We start from the raw sequence: 20,313 nt of genomic DNA, 5'->3' as shown, positions 1-20,313 counted from the left end.
TTTATGAAACCACTTACAATTATTATACACCAATGTTCATCTTTGAAAAAGGGAGGTTTTAATTAGTAGATAGTTGTAAGCGTTAACAAAGAAGAGGGTACCTTTCCAAAGGCGAATTAATATTACGAAAAGGAGAGAAAGAATGATTACAAGGCAGCTAGTGAAAAAGAGTCTATCTATTTTTATTAGTCTATCGTTATTATTAACGATGGTCCTAAATGTATCAATTGTTCAAGCAGATGAATCAAAGCGGCTATTACTTAATCCTAGCTTGGAAGAGACTGAAAGTGCAAGCGCAGGATGGGACCAATTAGGGGCAGCGAACTGGAGTGTTTGGAAGCCGACGGGAAATCCAGTTGTATCCATATCTGAAGATGCAGCTCATACAGGTAATTATGGATTAAAAATATCCAGTGAAGAAAATGGCAGAGCAGCCGTGTCACAAGACGTATCGGTAATAGGAGGGAAAACATATCAGCTAAGCACTTGGCTGAAAACAGAAGATATCGTTAGCGGCCAAGGTGCCCGCATCAGAGTCGTTTTATATGAGGGCAGTCAACAACTCGACCTATTATATTCTAATCGATTGACAGGGACGCATGATTGGACACAAATCAAAATGGATGTAAAGGTTCCCGTACATGCAGACAGTATTCGAGTACAGCTTTTCTTCGAAACAGGGACGGGTGTAGCAATGTTTGACGATGTTTCGCTTGAATTAATCAATCCTGCACAATCGATCTCCATTGAACAGAGTGAGATTGTCTTGAAAGAGCAAGAAACAGCATTATTGAATGCAATAGTCGATCCTGCTGATACTAGTTCCAGCATCTCTTGGTCTTCCACGAATGAAACAGTTGCGACAGTGGAGAATGGCATAGTGACTGGCATTTCAGTAGGTGAAGCGATGATCACTGTTTCTACCGATAATGGGTTATCTGCTAGCAGTCATGTAAAAGTGACCAAAAACGATAATGAAGAAGCACCAGCTATCGAAGGGCTTGACCTGAACCCTAAGGAACTTAACTTGGAATCAGGAGAAATTCGTTTGCTTAAAGCAAATATGACTCCTAAAAATGCGGATGCTGAAACATTGGTTTGGCGTTCTTCAAATGAAGAGGTGGCTTTAATTCAAAATGGGTTTGTTGAAGCCGTTTCTGCGGGAACAGCTACAATTACTGTTGAGACCGAAGATGGAAGAGTAAAAAGTGAAAGCCAGATCACTGTTCAAGCTGTTGCGTTAGATGAATATGATCAGCTACGAAAAAGATGGGAAAACCAGATTACAAGCCTAGACTATTTTGATGGATCGAATGAGCGAATGGCAGAGGTGATTAAAAATAAAACAAAGACGGCAGAGGCAATTTGGAAAAGTATGGTGAAAAATGAAAACCGTACATATTTATGGACTGAGTTTGCCAGCAAAGATAATTCAGCAGATATAAGAGCGAACTACCGTAATATTACTGCAATGGCCCATGTTTTTACAAATGAACATTCGTCTCTATATCGTAACCCTGCCTTGTTGGAGGATATGTTATCGGCGCTTGAGTGGTTATATCAAAACCAGTATAACGAAAATATCATTCAGTATAGCAATTGGTGGAATTGGGAGATTGGAGTGCCAAATGAATTAAATAATATTATGGTTCTTTTATACGATTATATGGATAAAGAAACCGTACATCGTTATTTGAGTGTAGTCGATCATTTTCAGCCCGATCCAACGAAATCGGGTGCAACGACGCCTGAAAGATATCGAGAAGCATTTGGAGCGAATCGAATTGATGTAAGTAAAGTAGTCGGTGTGCGTGGAGTGATAGTGAAGGATACCGATAAAATCGCCGCCGCGCGTGATGCACTTAGTCAAACATTTGAAAATGTAACAGAAGGAAACGGATTTTATAAAGATGGGTCGTTTGTACAACATGAAAATATTGCTTACAACGGATCTTACGGAATCGTATTAATCGAAGGTTTGACAGAGCTACTTGAACTACTGAGTGAGTCTACTTGGGATGTGAAGGATCCAAAGGTCAATAATGTGTATGAATGGATTGAAAATGCCTATGAACCATTTATGTATAAAGGTGCTTTAATGGATATGGTAAGAGGAAGAGCCATTTCTCGCAGCTTCCTTCAAGATCATGTGGCAGGACATACAATTATTAAAAGTGTGATTCGTATGGCCCAATTTGCGCCTGAGCCATTTGCAGAAAAATATGAGAAAATGGCAAAATATTGGCTGCAAGAAGACACCTTCTTAGATTATTTGGAGAATGCAGGGAATTTCCGTGATATGACTTTGGCTAAACAACTTTTGGATAATCCCAATGTAACGGCAAGGGGAGATCTTGACTTCCATAAGACGTTTGCGGCTATGGACCGTGTAGTCCATAGAAAACCTGGCTATGCGTTTGGAATTAGCATGTATTCGAGTCGTATTCAAAACTATGAAGATATGAACGATGAAAACCGTAAAGGCTGGTATACAGGTGATGGAATGACGTATTTATACAACGCTGATCTTGGCCAATATAGCGATGATTTTTGGCCGACCGTAGATCCTTACCGGATGCCTGGAACGACAGTCGATACGACGATAAGAGCAGATGGAAGCGGTGAGCATACATCATCAGAGACGTGGGTAGGCGGCTCAACATTAAACGATCGCTTCGGCTCAACAGGTATGTCTTATATAGGCTGGAACAGTTCTCTTACCGCAAAAAAATCATGGTTCATGTTTAATGACGAAATTGTTGCACTTGGAACTGGCATTACAAGTGGTGAAGAGCGAAACATCGAAACGATTGTGGAAAATCGCAAGATCCGCGATGACGCCTCTAATAAACTTGTCATTAATGGGGAAGCCCCTGATTTAAACAATGGAACTGATCAAAAATTAGCTGCCGAGTGGGCTCATCTTGAAGGGAATGTCCAAGGTGCGGACATTGGATACTATTTTCCGGAAGGAAAAACATTAACAGTAAAAAAAGAAGAGCGAACAGGTGCATGGAAGGACATTAATTACACGGAACCAGCAGACCCAATCAAGAGAGCTTACGCGACGATGTGGTTTGACCATGGCGTAAAACCTGAAAATGATACGTATTCATACGTTCTTCTTCCAGGTCGAAGCCAAGAGCAAACGGAAGAGTACGCAAAACAACCGGATATTCAAATTTTAAGAAACGATTCTGCTGTTCAAGCTGTTCAGGAAGTGAAAGAAAATATGATCGGTGCAAACTTCTGGAATGATGAAAAGCAAACGGTTGGACCTTTAACAGTGTACCAAAAAGCTTCTGTTACGATGCAGGAGACAGATGGGATACTCGACATTGCTGTTTCAGATCCGACGATGGAAAATGAAGGACGTGTCATTATCGAAGTTGCTGGGGAAATGTCAAAAGTATTAGAAGCAGATGAAAATGTGAAAGTAAAACAAGTAGATGGAAAAATAAAATTGGAGATCAATGTAGACCAGGCGCAAGGGGAAACATTTACTACTAAACTTCAAATGAAAGATCAATCTTCTGAACCTATTAAATCTGGAATTAAGATTCAAGCTAATGGCCATATCGATTTGCCAAAGAATTTAGAGCTTGGCAAGAAATTGCATATTCAGAGTAAATGGACATCAGGAAAGAATAATAGCCTCATTGGAGATGCAAGCATTCATATTACACCAAGCGGATTACAATTAGATTTAAAAGAAGCAAGCTTAGTTCAACTGGATGAAGCAACCGCCGAAATTAAGGCGAAAGCTCGTGATAAAAACGGGAAGGTGTTTGAAGTAATATTGTTCATGAATATATCATCCGCCCAACTTTCCACTCTTATTTTAGATGATGATGGACAAGTGGTACTCGACATCAAAGATCAAGCCTTTCGGGGAAGTATGAAAATTAAATAAAATGTTGAATGGGACTCCTGTATAAGTAGGGAGTCCCTTTTTGTAGCCAGCAATTATAGTTTATTAACAATCGGCAATAAAATATCAAATTGAGTCTTTTTCCCCTTTTCACTTGTCACTTCAATTTTTCCACCGTGAGCAGTAATGACTTTATGGCAAAAGGAAAGGCCAATCCCCCAGTTCGTAATCGAAGGCTTCGTTGAGAAAAATGGGGTGAAAATTTCATCTATATTTTCAGCATCAATCCCCGGGCCATTATCAGTAATAATAATCGTCCCCCATTGACCAACCTCCTCCATTTTGATCCATACATCCCCATGTTTGTTAGAAACAGCTTCGACCGAGTTTTTAAGGATATTATAAATGGCTTCTTGAACATATTCCTCATCTATATATACAATTGTATCTCGATCTGAATGAGGAAAGTGTAGGTTGACATTTAATGTTTTCGCATGGAATCTTTCAAGAGCTTTCTTAATTGGGACAGATAAAGGCACAGGTTTCATGTTTAATGTAATCGATCTTAACTTTTCATTTGCTTCGTTAATGCTTTGAAATGAATTCTCACAAGCGTCAATCATGAGCTTTAAGCTATATAATGCATCTTCATCATCAGCGAGCTTTTCTTGTAAATATTCAGCTTCAGAGCGGATGGCGAGCAGATGATTTTTGATTGCGTGTGTAAATGCCCGAACTCCTAATGAGGCGGTATCCAGTTTTTTCTTTGTAATTACATTAATACTTGAATAGCGCGATTCGATTGCTTTGTACTTAAATACGTTATAGATCATTAAACCAACTGCGAACAGGGCAAGCAAAGGAAAAAAGCGATATTCAAATAAAGCGTTATGGAGAGGCGGCTGCAAATAATTAATATAACTTTCGCTAAATGTTATTTTTACAAAATTATTTGGAGCCCAATAGAAAATTAATAAATGCAATAGTGTTAAAGGTAAAAGACTTACTACATTATAAAGTGTGTAATGGCGAATATATCTTAATTTGTAATAGAGGATGAAGTGGTAAGCAAATAAGAATAGCCCACCAATAATATGTAAAAGGTTAATCGTTTGAAAGATAGTATCCCCAACATTGCTGTAAAGATGATATAGGCGTAATTTACCCATAGTTACAGCGTAATCTTGCAGCAAAAGATGAACACTAGGATCATAATAAATAAATTGAATTAAACCAAAAATGCCTAGAATGCTATATACATAGATTTGTTTTCTTTTATTTTTAATGAACTCAACAAAGGAGACAGCGAAGCACAAAAAAGAAAAATAAAATAAGATGATTCCGAAATTAAATAGGCGAATTAACGTAATCCCGTCGAAATTTCTCAAGACGAGATTATTCCACGTTCCTGGACTGAAATCGATAAATTGGTTGACGATATTAAAATAATAATTGAATTTTGATAAATAAAGGGTGAATGAAATATAAGCCAAAATCCAACTAATCGTTAAAGTAGATAAAAAAAAGATGGATGAGCTTCTCATATTTTTGTAAATGAAAAAGATTAATACGACGATGCATAGTAAGGATAAGAAGATCATTCTGTTCACTCCTGATGGTTGGTAAGAGGGGTATAAAACTTTCTACTTATTCAACGGGTTGAAAACCCTTACACTGAGTATACAATAAAACATTTCAAAACATAAGGGGGACAACGAAGTGAAAAAGACAATGGGATTAATAGCGATGATCATTCTTTGTATCGGAATCATCGTTGGATGTTCGAGCGGAAATTCAAATGAAAGTAATGCGAATGCTAAGGAAAATAATGGCGAAGCAAAAAACAACGAGAATTCAAATGAAAGTGTAAGTTTGAAAATGGCGGTTTTCCCTGATGACAAGGAAACCTTTGAAAGTGTTTATGAGGATTTTAAAAAGGATCACCCAAATATAGATATTACATTTGAATCATTTCCACAACAGCAATACTATGAAAAAATTCGTATGCAGCTTTCAAGCGGTGATGGCTATGATTTATTTACAGGACAAATGGATCAAATGATTGATACAGGATTATTGGCTTCACTAGACGATTTAATAAAAGAAAGCGGGTTAGATGTATCGGGATTTGGAACGATGTATGACACGTACAAACATGAGGATGAAGTCAAAAGTCTTCCTTATCGTAAATCAAATACACTGCTTTACTACAACAAAACATTATTCGATGAAAAAGGCGTTGAACACCCAACGGACGATATGACATGGGATGAATTCCGTGAATTGGCGAAGAAGATGACGAGCGGAAGCGGCGAAAATAAAGTATACGGAGCATATATCCAACAATGGCCGCAACTATGGTATATGAGTGCAGTGCAAGAAGGTGCAACCATTATTGATAAAGATTTAACCCCATTTAAAGATGCATTACAATTCCGTTTAGACCTAGAAAAAGATGGCTCCATTATGGGCTGGTCTGAGCAAGTAACAACAGGTGCACACTATAATGCAGCATTCCAAAAAGGGAATGTAGCGATGAGTATCATTGGTGACTGGCATGTAGCGCAACTTCGTGAGGCTGAAACAGCAGGTGATATCGACTTTGATTGGGATGTCGTACCTGTTCCACATCCAGAAGGCATAGCGAAAAATACAACAACTGCACTTCCGGTAACGGTTATGATGAATAACAACACGAAGCATCCAAAAGAAGCGTTTGAGTTCTTAAAATATGCAACAGGTAAAGAAGGGGCAGTACAATTTGCTTCTAACGGTTATTTAACAGGCTATATGGATGAAGACGTTGAAAAGGCTTATCTTGGTGATGGCTCACAAAAACCAGAAAATCTCCATTACTTCTTAGAAGCAAAAGAATATCCGGAATACCCAATGCTTCAAGGTGTAAAGAACGTTGTTGTCGGGCAAATCTTTACCCAAGAGGGTGAACTTGCCTTAATTGGTGAACAAACGGTTGATGAAGCGATTGACAAAATTTCAGAACGAGTTCAAAAGGAATGGGCAAGTAAGTACGAAGGTAAGTAATCATTAAAAAGCACGGCACTGCCGCAATCGACAGTGCCGGTTCTTTAATAGAAAGGACTGAACATCATGAAGCAAGTGAGTGCGCCAAAATCGAAAGTGGTAAGAAGAAATCGTTTAATTGCTTACACATTTCTACTTCCGAATATATTGGGCTTCCTCGTATTTATTTTCATTCCCGTTATCGCCTCTTTTGCGATGAGTTTTACCTCATGGAACGGCTTTGGGAAGATTGAGTTTATTGGGTTACAGAACTATAAAAATTTACTGTCCGATGCTAATTTTCGAATTTCATTTATTAATAGTATTCTATTTACATTAATTTCTGTTCCAATCACATTGTTTTTATCCGTTTTAATTGCGGTTGCCTTGAATAAAGGGATTCGCTTTGTAAAAGTGTTTAGAACAGCTGTATTTTTGCCATATGTAACAGCAACGATTGCAGTTGCTGCAGTTTGGCAACTGATTTTTAATCCATCAATGGGACCGATTAATGGATTTCTTACGACAATCGGTATCGATAATCCCCCAGGCTGGCTTTCATCCCCGAGTTGGGCGCTTGTTTCCGTTTCTATTGTGTATATATGGCATTCGATCGGATATTATATGGTTTTGTTTTTAGCTGGATTGCAAGGGATACCGAATTATTTATATGAAGCGGCTGAGCTTGATGGCGCAGGCCCAGTTTCAAAGTTTTTCAATGTAACCGTACCGATGTTGGCTCCTGTATTATTTTTCACAACGATTATCGGAGTCATTAACTCCTTTAAAGTATTTGATTTAATTTATATTTTAACAGGTGGTGGACCAGGAAGATCAACACATGTCCTTGTTTACGACATTTATAACACGGCATTTAAACAATTTGAATACGGATATGCGTCATCAATGGCTTATGTGTTGTTTATGCTCATTCTATTATTCGCCTTTATTCAGTTTAAGGTGCAAAAAAGTGGGTTTGACCAATAATCAATCTTAGTACACAGAAAGGAGCTGACGTTTCCAATGGAAATGGCAACTAAAGCTTCAAGTTATACACCTATACAAAAATCAAAAAAAATATCGATGAAACAAATCATTAAATATGTGGTCATTATTTTAGTTTCACTCATGATGGTCCTTCCATTTGTATGGATGTTATCTGCTTCATTAAAGGCAGAGTCGGAAATTTTTGGATTTCCGATTAAATGGATTCCAGAAACATTTCGCTGGAGCAACTATCAAGCAGTTTGGACGAAGGTTCCGTTCCATCTCTATTATTTAAATACGCTAAAAATTGCTGTCGTAACAACTATTTTATTGGTGATCAATAGCTCACTTGCTGGATATGCATTTGCAAAAATTAAGTTTCCCGAAAGCAATCGCTTATTCTTCATATATATTGCGACGATGATGATACCTTATCAAGTCATGATGATTCCACAATTCATGCTTATGAAAGAATTAGGGCTCGTTAACTCACATTGGGCATTAATTTTACTAGGCTGTTTTAATCCATTTGGAGTATTTTTATTTAGACAGTTCTTCTTATCTATCCCAGATGAATTAATGGAAGCAGCAAGAATTGACGGATTAAACGAATTCGGGATTTACTGGAGAATCATTATGCCGCTTTCAAAACCAGCGATTGCAACACTCGTTATTTTTTCATTTATGCACTCATGGAATGATTTCCTAGGGCCGTTAATTTACTTAACATCTGATCATTTATATACATTACAGCTCGGAATCCAGCACTTTATCACAGAATATAACACAGAATACGCCTTGCTCATGGCAGCAGCCGTCTCAGCCATTGTACCAACGATCATCGTCTACTTCTTAGCACAAGATCACTTTATCGAAGGTGTGGCAAATACGGGAATAAAATAGTTGGCTATGTGCGTACACAAGTTGATTGGAGTGGAAGGTGGCGACTCCTGTGGGATCTACGGTCTACGTGAGATCCCGGGCAGGAGCTAAGCGACGAGGAAGCTCACGGACCGCCCGCGGAAAGCGTCCACCTGGAACGCAAATCAACAACTAAGTTTGCAACTAATACGTATTTTCTGCTTTAAATATCATATTGAGGTGAAGGAAATGACGACTTTTGTAGAAGAAGTTAAAGAGGAGAAAATAAAAAATATTGAGCGATTTTTGCAGGCTCCTCCAGTAGACCGAGCATTTGTCGAAAAAGCAATCGAGCATGTGCTGGCAAAAATTGATCAAAGTCTAGATGAGTTCACAGATGTTTTCCCAGATTCAAATAGTAGAAATCTTGTATACCCGCCAATCGACAATATTGAATGGACAACTAGCTTTTGGACGGGAATGCTTTGGCTCGCATACGAATGGACAGGCGATGAAAAATATCGCAAAGTTGCGGAAAAACATGTAGAAAGTTTTAAGGAACGTCTAGAAAAGCGAATTGAAGTTGACCATCATGATCTTGGCTTCTTGTACTCTTTATCATGTGTAAGTGCATATAAGCTAACCGGAAACGAAGTCGCAAAAGAAACAGCGCTACAAGCGGCTGACCTACTAATTACAAGATATTATGACAAAGCAGGCATCATTCAAGCATGGGGGAATTTAAATGATCCTAAAGAGCGCGGCCGAATGATCATTGACTGCAATCTTAATCTGCCTTTGCTTTACTGGGCATCAGAAGTAACAGGGAAAAACATTTATCGCGATATTGCAGAGACGCATGTAAAACAAGCGGCAAAATATATTGTCAGGGAAGACGCTTCTACCTTCCATACTTATTATATGGATCCGGAAACAGGGAAACCTATGTATGGAAATACGCGACAAGGCTATTCAGATGACTCGTGTTGGGCACGCGGGCAGGCATGGGGAATATACGGATTTCCTTTAAGCCATCATTATATTAATGACTGGAGCCTGATTGAGTTATCGAAAAAGCTGACGAATTATTATTTAAATCGATTGCCGGAAGACCAAATTTGCTATTGGGACTTAATTTTCACAGAAGGTGATGAAGAGCGTGATAGTTCCGCTGCTGCGATTACGGTATGTGGATTATTAGAAATCGCAAAGCATTTGCCATTAACGGATCCGGATAAGAGGGTATATGAGAATGCAGCTCTAGTAATGATCCAATCACTTTATGAAAATTATACGACTGAAATCGATAGTGAAGCAAATGGGATTTTAAAGCATGCTGTTTATTATAAAGGTGGCGGTCGTGGAATTGATGAAAGCTGTATTTGGGGCGACTACTATTATTTCGAGGCATTAATACGACTAGTGAAAGATTGGGAGATGTATTGGTAGAAAATGACGAGAAATTGAATATACACCTTGGATTTCCAGGGTGTGTTTTTTAATAATCATAAACAGGAGCGGATAATATGGCTAAGCAGCCACCAAATTTAATCTATATTTTTGCGGATCAATGGCGACGGCAGGCCGTTGGCTATGAGGATGAGGATCCGGTTATTACGCCGAATATTGATGCGTTTGCGCAGGAAAGTACAGTTTTAACTGACGCTGTTACTGTTTCTCCGCTTTGCTCACCGCATCGCTCATCATTACTAACAGGGAAGTATCCGATTAATACAGGAGTATATACGAACTGTAAGGTTGGCGCGGATGTGATGTTAGAGCCAGATGAAGTTTGTATAAGTGATGTTTTATCTGTGGCAGGATATGAAACGGGATATATCGGAAAATGGCATCTTGATTTACCTGAGCTGAATGTTACGGATGAACCTGAGTCAGGGGCGCAAGGATGGGATGCGTACACTCCGCCTGGCCCGAAGAGGCATGGGTTTCAATATTGGTATTCATATGGCGCTTGGGACGACCATTTTTCTCCGCATTACTGGCATAATAGTTCAGAGAAAATAAAAGTTAATCAATGGTCAGTAGAGCATGAAACAGATCGAGCATTGGAGTTTATCCAAAATAGGGAGCAAGATCGACCATTTGCTCTTTTTGTTTCTTGGAATCCACCACATAGTCCGTTCGAACAAGTTCCGGAAAAATATCGAGAACTTTACAAAAAAATGGATTTACCATTGCGCAAAAATGTTCATAAATCTAACTATCATGTTCATACGGGTGAAGAGGTGGCTGGCGGTTTAGCGGAGTTAAAGGAAAATCAATTGAATTATTTTGCGGCGATTACTGGCATCGATGATCAGTTTGGTAGGATTCTTCAATTGCTGAAAGAGGAAGAGTTGGAAAATGAGACGATTGTCGTTTTAACATCTGATCATGGAGAAATGATGGGCTCCCATGGGCTAATGGCGAAGCATGTATGGTATGAGGAATCGATTGGGGTACCCTTCGCTATTCGTTGGCCAGAAGTAATCCCAGAAGCGAAGTCGAGCCTACTATTGAATACGGTTGATATTATGCCGACATTGCTTGGGTTGCTTAACTTGCATATCCCTGATTCCGTAGAAGGGACGGATTTATCTCAATTGATTATAAGCAGAAAAAGTGATGGGCCTACTGAAGCATATCTTTGCGCATACCCTGGCAGAAAAGAAGCAATAGAAGAATTTCAAAAAGCTGGATTGGATAATCGCGCATTTGGATGGAGAGCGATTCGTACGCATGATTATACGTATGTAATCCATAATGGTTATGCACCTGGTGATCAGCCAGTCCGTCATTTATATGATTTAAAGAAAGACCCATTTCAGCTTCAACCAGAAAAAATTAACGATCCTGGAAGCCAACCAATTGCATCCGAATTGGACAGAAAATTACGTGCTTGGTTAAAGGGTGTCAACGATCCTTTTTGTTTATCAACGAATGTTACGATTAATAAATGACTTAATGCGCACACATATTAACCTAGTGCCAAGGAGGGGAACGTATGGGAATTGTAGACAGCAAGATATATAGATCCTTGGAATTTATTATGAATTTTTTCGTGTTAAATCTTTTATGGCTGCTCGCGTGCTTGCCAATTATCACTATTTTTCCCGCAACAACGGCAATGTTCGGCGTTATACGCGATTGGAAATCGCATTATGACACGCCGATATTCACAACTTATTTTCGTATGTTTAAAGAAAATTTTAAACTAAGCTTTTTAATTGGTTGTTTATGGATTGTGTTCGCCATTTTATTAGTCGCTGACTTTATGTTTACAAATCAACTTGATTCTATTGCCAAGTATCCTCTGTTTGCCTTTTTCTTTTTACTGGGGATTTTATATGTGTTTGTAACGATCTATATTTTTCCTGTTATCGTTCATTATAATGTAACGTTTAACAATGCAATCAAAGCGGCTCTATTATTATCGATAAGTCATTTGCCATTTACACTTTTATCAATGCTTATCTTTGGAGCGGCGATCGCTATAAATTTTTATTTTCCAGCAGCTATGTTTATTAGTTTTAGTGTTGCTGTATACCTGGTTTATAGTCTGATTGAGCGAGCGTTTAGAAAAGTTGAACAAAAAGGAACCATTGAGGTCAATAATGGGTAAAAACACAGAGGTTGGAACCCAATGACTTTGATTTGCAAAGAAAGACCCTAAATCACGTTTTAGGGTCTTTTTTTGGTTACTTCCATAGGAGTTTTTTAAAAACTCGTATTATTTTCATCGATCTAGTTTTTTTGTCAATTTTATTGAAAAGGGCAAAAAAGCACAACTTTTAGAAAAAATACACATGTTATTCACTTTTCCTGAAATATATAATGAGGATGCATCAGGAAGAAAGGGGGATAAAAGGTTTGATGAATTCAAATGAACTTACTGTTAAAGATGTTTCAACTGAAATGAAAGCGGTTAAAAAGAAAAACTATTTTTTAAAACATTGGCCAATCTACTCGATGATTATGCCGGGAGTGCTCTACTTTTTGATATTTAAATACATTCCATTGGCTGGGAGTATTATCGCTTTTCAAGATTACAATGTTTTCAAAGGGATATCTGGAAGCACGTTTGTTGGTTTTAAGCACTTTGTTAATTTGTTTACATATCCAGAATTTACTCAGGTTTTTAACAACACATTGTTAATAAGCTTATATAAACTTCTTTTCGGTTTTCCTGCACCTATATTGTTAGCGCTTTTATTAAATGAAGTGAGGAAAATGGCGTTTAAAAGAACAGTGCAAACCGTACTTTATTTACCACATTTTCTATCTTGGGTTATTGTCGGAGGATTAGTGATTAATCTATTATCCCCAAGCACAGGAATCGTCAATGAAATCATTAGAGCTTTTGGCGGAAAAGAAATATTTTTTATGCAAGAGCCTGGTTATTTCCGTTCGATTGTCGTCGGGTCAGGTGTTTGGAAAGATGTAGGCTGGAATACGATCATCTACATGGCGGCTTTGGCGGGAATTAACCCACAATTATATGAAGCAGCAGAGGTAGATGGTGCTGGTAAACTGCGTCAAGTATGGAACATAACATTGCCATCTTTACTCCCTACAATTATGATTCTTCTATTATTGCAAATCGGTAACATCCTAGATTTAGGATTTGAACAAATTTACATGCTTCTAAATCCATTAGTAAGAGAAACAGGAGAAGTATTGGATACGTATATTTATCGCGTTGGTTTAGTTGGCGGCCAATTTAGTTATACAACAGCGATTGGCATATTTAAATCAGTCATTGGACTAATTTTAATCGTTGGTGCGAACCAATTAAGTAAAAAGACGACTGGAAATTCTATTTATTAATCATTCGGAAAAGTCAGCGAGAGGAGGCCGTAATGAATGAAGGAATCAATGTCACGTCAGATATTTGTTAGATTTAACTATGTATTTTTGACGCTCCTAGGTTTGGTCATGTTATTGCCATTCCTGCATGTGTTTGCTGGATCGTTCAGTAGTGGCAATGCAATTATGCAAGGAAAGGTCACTATTTTTCCCGTCGATTTTACATTATTAAACTTTAAGGCAGTATTGAATGATGCGGCAATTTGGAGAGCTTTTGGTATTAGTGTTTTTGTCACAGTAGTTGGTACCGTTATCAATTTATTATTAACATCATTGATGGCATATGGACTTGCAAAAACAGATTTGAAAGGGCGTTCATTCCTAATTCTGCTAGTGTTATTTACAATGATTTTCCAAGCGCCGATGATCCCAACCTACTTGGTTGTAAAGGAACTAGGCATGCTGAACACACTTTGGTCAATTATGATTCCAAATGCGATTAGTGCATTTAATCTCATTATTATGATGTCATTCTTCCAAAGAATTCCTAAAGATTTATTAGAAGCAGCAAGGATAGATGGTTGTGGAGAATATCGAACATGGTGGAAAATTGCTTTACCAATGTCGTTGCCAGCAATGACAACTGTTGGACTATTTTATGCAGTCGGACATTGGAATGGCTATTTCAATTCATTAATGTTTATTCGTGACTCAAGTCTTTTCCCGCTACAAGTAAAATTACGGAAACTATTAGTAGAGAGTGATGCGGAAGCAATGATGCAAAGTGTGGAATTGACGTTATCATCGATCGAAGGAATTAAAATGGCAGCAATTATGATTGCTACCATTCCAATATTAATGATTTATCCGTTTATTCAAAAGTATTTTACGCAAGGAGCTATGCTTGGTTCAATTAAAGAATAAATATTACGAAATGGGTGATGACATGTTAAAGAAAAAAGGTAAGGGTCTATGGCTAATATTAGGTGTATTAGCAATAATGATGATCGCTTTAGTTGGTTGTGGGAAAGATGATAAACAATCTTCGTCTGGAGCAGATGATGAGGGAACAAAAAAACTTAGTATTCTACTAGCTGATAAAGGAATCCAAGCAGTTGAAGGGTCACCGAATATTAATAATGACAAATACGTAAAAAAATTAGGCGAACTAACAAATACGAAAATCGAAATGGAACTTCTTTCATGGGCAGAATATGAGCAGTCTTTAACTCTGGCATTTGCTGGTGGAGAATACCCAGATTTAATGGAGGTGAATGGAATTAACTCACCGCAAGTTGCTCCGGCAATCGATTCAGGTGTGTTTATTCCGCTAAATGACCTCATTGAAGAGCATGCACCAAATATTAAGAAATACATTACACAAGAGCAATGGGATAGCCCGAATGTAAGTAAGGATGGACAAATTTATGCGATTCCATCTACACGTGCGGTCATAAATGACGCGGTCGTTATGGTGCGGAAGGATTGGATGGACAAACTGAACATTGAAACCCCAAAAACATTAGATGAGTATATTGAGATGTTTAGACGCTTTAAAGAGGGAGATCCAACAGGCAATGGTGACGCAATTCCTTGGTCAGCTCGCGAAAACTTTACTTGGGGTGAGGCGATTTTTGGGTCGTATGATGTCTTGCCAAATGATTGGAAATATTTAGAGGGCGAGCTAGTACCAAACTTTATTCGCCCAGAAATGAAAGAGGCGCTCGCTGTTTATAAACAGTTATATGAAGAAAAATTACTCGATAACGAGTTTCTTGTTCAACAAGGAAAAGATTGGGATGCGAAAATTAAAGGTAAAGGAAATGTTGGGATGTTCATTCACCAGCCAACATACCCTGATAAATGGTTAACGGAAATTCAAAAGAATACGCCAGATGCAGAGCTGCAAATTATTCCCGCTCCAACAGGACCGGATGGTAAAGGTGGACATTCTATCTTATCTCCAGTAGCACAAATGGTCTGGGCAATCCCAGCCTCAAACGAAGATCCAGTTGCTGCAATTAAATTCTTAGACCAATTTTTCACAGAAGAAGTTCAAACATTATTAACGTATGGACTTGAAGATGATAACTATACGATTGAAGATGGAAAAATTAATTATCAATACCCAACAGATCAAGAGGGGATTCAAAATGAAACATTGTATCAAATCTTTTTACGATTTATTGGGCCTTCACATTTAGAGGATGAAGACTATTTAGCAAATCGACCACATGGGGATTTAATTAAACAAGCAATCGATGTTGCCGATAGTGAAGGGCGCGAAAATGATGGTCTTGATATGCCAAATCCACCGACAATTTTAGAAAGACCAGAATTGCAAAAGAACGGATTATGGGTTGAGTTTGCTGCAAAAGTATTAACAGGGAAAGAAGACTTAGAGAATTTCGATGCTTTCGTTGCTGATTGGAAAAAACGCGGCGGAGATCAAGTCATTAAAGAAGCAACTGATTGGTATGAAGCCAATAGGAAATAATGATGAATCCCCCGAGTTATGACGGGGGATTTATTTGAAACTGGGAGGATGAGCGGTATGGTACAAACAGTTGAAATGAATATAAAAGAGATCAAAGATAAGACTGGCCAAGTAACAGCAGTATTGATGGGAGCTGGAAATAGAACGAATGTTTATTCTACATACGCGCTGGAGCATCCAGCCGATCTACAAGTTGTTGGCGTCGTTGAACCCGACCAAGTGAGAAGAAATAACGCAGCTAAGAAGTTTAATATACCCACGGAAAGATGCTTCGAGTCAATTGAAGCATTTATAAATACACCCCAATTTGCAGACGCTGTTATTAATGGAACGATGGATGAAATTCATGTAGAGACAACGATTCCTGTTCTAAAGGCTGGGTATGATGTTTTGCTAGAAAAGCCAATTGGTGTAGCAGAAAAAGAGATTTTAGAGTTAAATAAAATCGCTGCTCAATACAATCGAAAAGTGATGATCTGCCACGTTCTACGTTATGCTCCATTTTATAAGGAAATAAAAAGAAGAGTATTAGATGGAGAAATTGGTGAAATCATTAATATTCAAACGGCTGAAAATGTTGGATACAGCCATATGGCGGTTTCCTTTGTAAGAGGGAAATGGAATAACAAAGAAAATTGTAAGTCCTCTATGCTATTAGCAAAATGCTGTCATGACCTAGATATTATTACATGGATGATGAGTGGCACGAAACCAAAAAGAGTTTCAAGCTTCGGAAGTCTAATGCATTTCCGTCCGGAGAAAGCTCCAGCGGGTGCAGGAAAACGTTGTTTAGTTGACTGTAAAATTGAACATGAATGTCCATTCTCGGCTAAAAAGAATTATATCGAGCAAGGTCACTGGGGCTGGTATGCATGGAGAAGCATTCAGCATTTAGGTCCGGATCCAACGAAGGAGCAAAAAATAGAATCATTGAAAACAGATAACCCATATGGTCGCTGTGTGTGGCATAGTGATAATAATGTTGTTGATCATCAATCAGTCGTCATTGAATTCGAAAACGGTACGACAGCTACACATAATTTAATGGGTGGAAGTGCAAAGCCTTGTCGAAATATCCATATTATTGGAACGAAGGGTGAAATTCAAGGATGTATGGAGGATGGATACTTTATTGTTCGTCATCCTGACGCTCGTAAAGATCATTTATATACAGAAGAGAGAGTAGATGTAAATGTTTCGAATGATATGCATGGTGGCGGAGATTTACTTTTAGTAGAAGATTTTGTGAATGTGTTAAAAGGAAATGAACCATCTATTTCTACTACTACATTAGATGATTCGATTAATGGACATTTAATTGTATTTGCAGCTGACCGCGCAAACGAAGAAAACAGGGTCGTTAACTTAAACGTATAATATAGTTAAAATTCAACGATGCCTCATCAGGGGCATCATTGAATTTTACTTAATCTTTTATCAACATTCTTATCCACAATATTTCTCCTCTCAACTTTTCCATTATAATAAAGTGAACGTTGTTTACTTAATCATAAATAATACGCAGAGGAGAATTATTCAATGGGCTCCTTATCAATAAGAACAAAACTTATTTGGTTAATCATTCTGACTTTATGTGTACCGTTTGCTCTTTCGGGGCTGTATTGGTACCAAAAGTCAACGGTTGCCATTGAAAATAATGCAACACAATCCAGTATTCGATATGTCCAACAATTAAATCACCATCTCGATTATTATTTTTCCAATTTAGAGCGTACAACACTGCCGATTTTTACCGATCCTTTGATTCAACAATTATTAAAGGTAGACGCCAATGATCGCTATGAACATTTTTTCTTGCGCAGACAGATTGCCAATGAAGTGCTCCCTAATATTCGCTTAAGTAGACCTGATATTTCCGGCATGTCGATTGTGAGAAGTGATGGAAGTAAGGTAACAAGCTATGGAGCAACGAGTGATCAAACATATAGTGAAGAGGATCTTCAAGGTAAGAATTATTCAATTATGGGGATTGGCGATCAAGAGGAGCCTTTGTTAACGATTGCGCGGAGATTAATAGATACAAGAACATATCATTCTACGGGAATATTACTAATTTATTTAAACTTAAATCAATTAACAAAAATCATTAGTGAGGTACATTTAGGTGAGTCTGGAAATATCTCAATCGTAAACGCAAATGGACTCATTCTTTATCATCAAGATAATGAAAAAATCGGATCGTTTATTTCCAATGATGAATTACAGCAATTTCTCAAAGAACCGAATGGCTCCTTTATAAAAGAGAATAGGGGAGATAAAAACATTGTTACGCATCACCAATCTCCATTAACAAATCTGATTACGATTGCAGAAGTACCTAAGAGGGAGTTAATGACTGATCTAATCAAATTGCGGAATGTTGCGGCTGCTTCTATTGCTTTAATCACGATCATCGCATTAATTCTCATTGGCGGCTATTCTTTAAAAATGATCAAATCTTTGATGGCATTACAAAAGAAAATAAAACAGGCAGAAATGGGTGATCTTACAGTAAGAGTTCATGAAGGGAAACAGGATGAAATCGGTAAGTTAAACCGCAGTTTCAATAACATGGTTAGCGAAATGCAAAGACTTATTGTCGTTGTACATAAATCTGAACTTCGCGAAAAGGAAATGGCTATCAAGCAGAGAGAAGCAATGCTTCAAGCGATGCAGTTTCAAGTCAACCCCCATTTTTTATATAACACGCTTGAAATTATTAATTCACAGGCCATTATTAATGGCGAATGGACGATCAGTCGAATGACGACTGCGCTTGCAGACATGTTTAGATATTCGATTGAAAGCAATAATGACCAAATAACATTAGACAATGAGATGAACAATATAAAAAGCTTTATTGAAATTCAACAAGAAAGATTTCGTGATCTTTATGTAGAATTCGATTTTGATGAAACGCCACTTATGAATATACATGCCATTCGGCTTGTTTTACAACCGATTGTTGAAAATGCCTTTGAACATGGCTATGAAGCGAATCAGTTAAAGCCAGACTACTTAAAAATCACGGGGAAGCGTGATAATGGCTATTACCTTTTAGAAATCATTGACAAAGGAAATGGAATGGATAAAGAGGTCATGGACCATTACAATCAGGCTTTCCATATCTCTGACATCGATCAGATTAACCGTGTGAACGATGCAATGCAATCATATGGAATTGGATTGTGGAATGTACATGTTCGAATCCGCCTAGAGTTTGGAGCGCCTTATGGGATTCATATTAAGCAGTCCGATCGATCTGGTGCAATCGTACAAATGAAACTTCCCTTAATCGTTGATGAATCGAGGCAAGCATAGGTTTCCTCGGAAAGGGTGACTTACATGTTCAAAGTAGTAATTGCAGACGACGAATATATGATTAAAAAAAGCTTAACCGTTATGATTGAACGTTCTCCTTTCAATTTTAAAGTGGTTGGAGAAGCAGATAATGGAAAAAAGGCATTGGAACTAGTGAAGGAGCTTAAACCTGACTTATTAGTGACAGATATTCGCATGCCGACGATGGACGGGTTAGAACTCATACAAGAAACTCAGAAATTTGATAAACGAACAGAAGTTATTGTCGTATCAGGCTTCGGTGAATTTGAATATGCTCAAAAAGCGTTAAGATTAGGAGCCATTGATTATTTATTAAAACCAATAAAGATCGATTTAGTTCAGGAAGCGTTAAAAAGAGTAAATGACATTTTAAAGTTAAATGAAGGAGAAACGAGTGAAGAATTAATTAAGCAGAACTCACTGCTCTCTCCTAAAATTACTCAGGCAGTGAAATTTATTGAGGAAAATTTTAATGATGAAACCCTCTCATTGCAAAAGGTAACGACATTTGTTGAACTTTCTTCAGCTTATTTTAGCCGAACATTTAAAGAGGAAACAGGATTAAGCTTTATCCAATTTGTTACAAAAGTTCGCATGGAAAAGGCAAAGAACTTATTAGGGAACCCATATTTAAAATCTTATGAAGTAGCTGAATTTATCGGTTACCCCGATTACGCCCATTTTTCCAAGGTATTTAAGAAATATAGTGGAACATCCCCAAATGAATATAGAAGAAACTTAATTAGTCATTAATAAAACCTACGTTTCATATGATTATGAATCATCATTTCTCTAAATGGTGGTAAGATGGAGATAATCATGTTAGAAAGAATGCAGCGAATGGCATTCTTCAATTATTCTTTGATCAACCGTAATCTCCTTCTAAGATTCCTTGATAGATTTCCCGAAGGATGAACATCCTAAGAAC

General features: G+C 37.8%; 14 protein-coding genes. 13 read left to right on the top strand and 1 reads right to left on the bottom strand.

Annotation, left to right across the window (positions count from 1 at the left end):
• Window positions 1-142: 142 nt before the first annotated feature.
• On the top strand, window positions 143-3,913 hold the full coding sequence (locus KHA95_RS02300) for a polysaccharide lyase family 8 super-sandwich domain-containing protein (protein ID WP_213135837.1): 3,771 nt from the start codon (window positions 143-145) through the stop codon (window positions 3,911-3,913).
• Window positions 3,914-3,966: 53 nt separating this feature from the next.
• On the opposite strand, the gene KHA95_RS02295 is transcribed toward KHA95_RS02300, so the two are convergent.
• Window positions 3,967-5,472, bottom strand: a complete 1,506-nt coding sequence (locus tag KHA95_RS02295) for a sensor histidine kinase (RefSeq protein WP_213135836.1) — start codon at window positions 5,470-5,472, stop codon at window positions 3,967-3,969.
• Between the two features lie 118 nt (window positions 5,473-5,590).
• Between KHA95_RS02295 and KHA95_RS02290 the strand changes: the two genes are divergently transcribed.
• The 12 genes from KHA95_RS02290 (at window position 5,591) to KHA95_RS02235 (ending at window position 20,138) form a co-directional block, all read left to right on the top strand.
• Window positions 5,591-6,913: an ABC transporter substrate-binding protein gene (locus KHA95_RS02290; RefSeq protein WP_349305424.1), complete on the top strand. Its 1,323-nt coding sequence runs from the start codon at window positions 5,591-5,593 to the stop codon at window positions 6,911-6,913.
• A 66-nt stretch (window positions 6,914-6,979) separates the two neighbouring features.
• The gene (locus KHA95_RS02285) at window positions 6,980-7,879 is read left to right on the top strand and encodes a carbohydrate ABC transporter permease (RefSeq protein ID WP_213135835.1); all 900 of its coding nucleotides are present in this window, start codon (window positions 6,980-6,982) and stop codon (window positions 7,877-7,879) included.
• Between the two features lie 36 nt (window positions 7,880-7,915).
• Window positions 7,916-8,782, top strand: coding sequence for a carbohydrate ABC transporter permease (locus KHA95_RS02280; protein ID WP_249316454.1), 867 nt, complete (start codon window positions 7,916-7,918; stop codon window positions 8,780-8,782).
• A 207-nt stretch (window positions 8,783-8,989) separates the two neighbouring features.
• A complete protein-coding gene (locus KHA95_RS02275) occupies window positions 8,990-10,189 on the top strand; it encodes a glycoside hydrolase family 88 protein (protein ID WP_213135834.1) in 1,200 nt (399 codons plus the stop codon).
• Between the two features lie 77 nt (window positions 10,190-10,266).
• Complete coding sequence (locus tag KHA95_RS02270; protein ID WP_213135833.1) at window positions 10,267-11,700, top strand: sulfatase family protein; 1,434 nt, start codon at window positions 10,267-10,269, stop codon at window positions 11,698-11,700.
• A gap of 44 nt (window positions 11,701-11,744) precedes the next feature.
• Window positions 11,745-12,362 (top strand): YesL family protein, encoded by a 618-nt coding sequence (locus tag KHA95_RS02265; protein ID WP_213135832.1) that lies wholly within the window; start codon window positions 11,745-11,747, stop codon window positions 12,360-12,362.
• Window positions 12,363-12,655: 293 nt separating this feature from the next.
• Window positions 12,656-13,567 (top strand): ABC transporter permease, encoded by a 912-nt coding sequence (locus KHA95_RS02260; RefSeq protein ID WP_213136139.1) that lies wholly within the window; start codon window positions 12,656-12,658, stop codon window positions 13,565-13,567.
• 36 nt (window positions 13,568-13,603) lie between these two features.
• The gene (locus KHA95_RS02255) at window positions 13,604-14,470 is read left to right on the top strand and encodes a carbohydrate ABC transporter permease (protein ID WP_213135831.1); all 867 of its coding nucleotides are present in this window, start codon (window positions 13,604-13,606) and stop codon (window positions 14,468-14,470) included.
• Window positions 14,451-16,043: an extracellular solute-binding protein gene (locus KHA95_RS02250; protein ID WP_249316452.1), complete on the top strand. Its 1,593-nt coding sequence runs from the start codon at window positions 14,451-14,453 to the stop codon at window positions 16,041-16,043. Before KHA95_RS02255 ends, KHA95_RS02250 begins: the two co-directional genes overlap by 20 nt.
• A gap of 57 nt (window positions 16,044-16,100) precedes the next feature.
• Window positions 16,101-17,420: a Gfo/Idh/MocA family protein gene (locus KHA95_RS02245; RefSeq protein WP_213135830.1), complete on the top strand. Its 1,320-nt coding sequence runs from the start codon at window positions 16,101-16,103 to the stop codon at window positions 17,418-17,420.
• Window positions 17,421-17,582: 162 nt separating this feature from the next.
• A complete protein-coding gene (locus tag KHA95_RS02240) occupies window positions 17,583-19,364 on the top strand; it encodes a sensor histidine kinase (protein WP_213135829.1) in 1,782 nt (593 codons plus the stop codon).
• A 24-nt stretch (window positions 19,365-19,388) separates the two neighbouring features.
• The gene (locus tag KHA95_RS02235; protein ID WP_213135828.1) at window positions 19,389-20,138 is read left to right on the top strand and encodes a response regulator transcription factor; all 750 of its coding nucleotides are present in this window, start codon (window positions 19,389-19,391) and stop codon (window positions 20,136-20,138) included.
• The last annotated feature ends 175 nt before the right edge of the window (window positions 20,139-20,313 follow it).

The sequence above is a fragment of the Bacillus sp. FJAT-50079 genome (assembly GCF_018343515.1).
Classification (GTDB): domain Bacteria; phylum Bacillota; class Bacilli; order Bacillales; family Bacillaceae_C; genus Lederbergia.
This window is presented reverse-complemented; position numbering and strand designations above follow the sequence as displayed.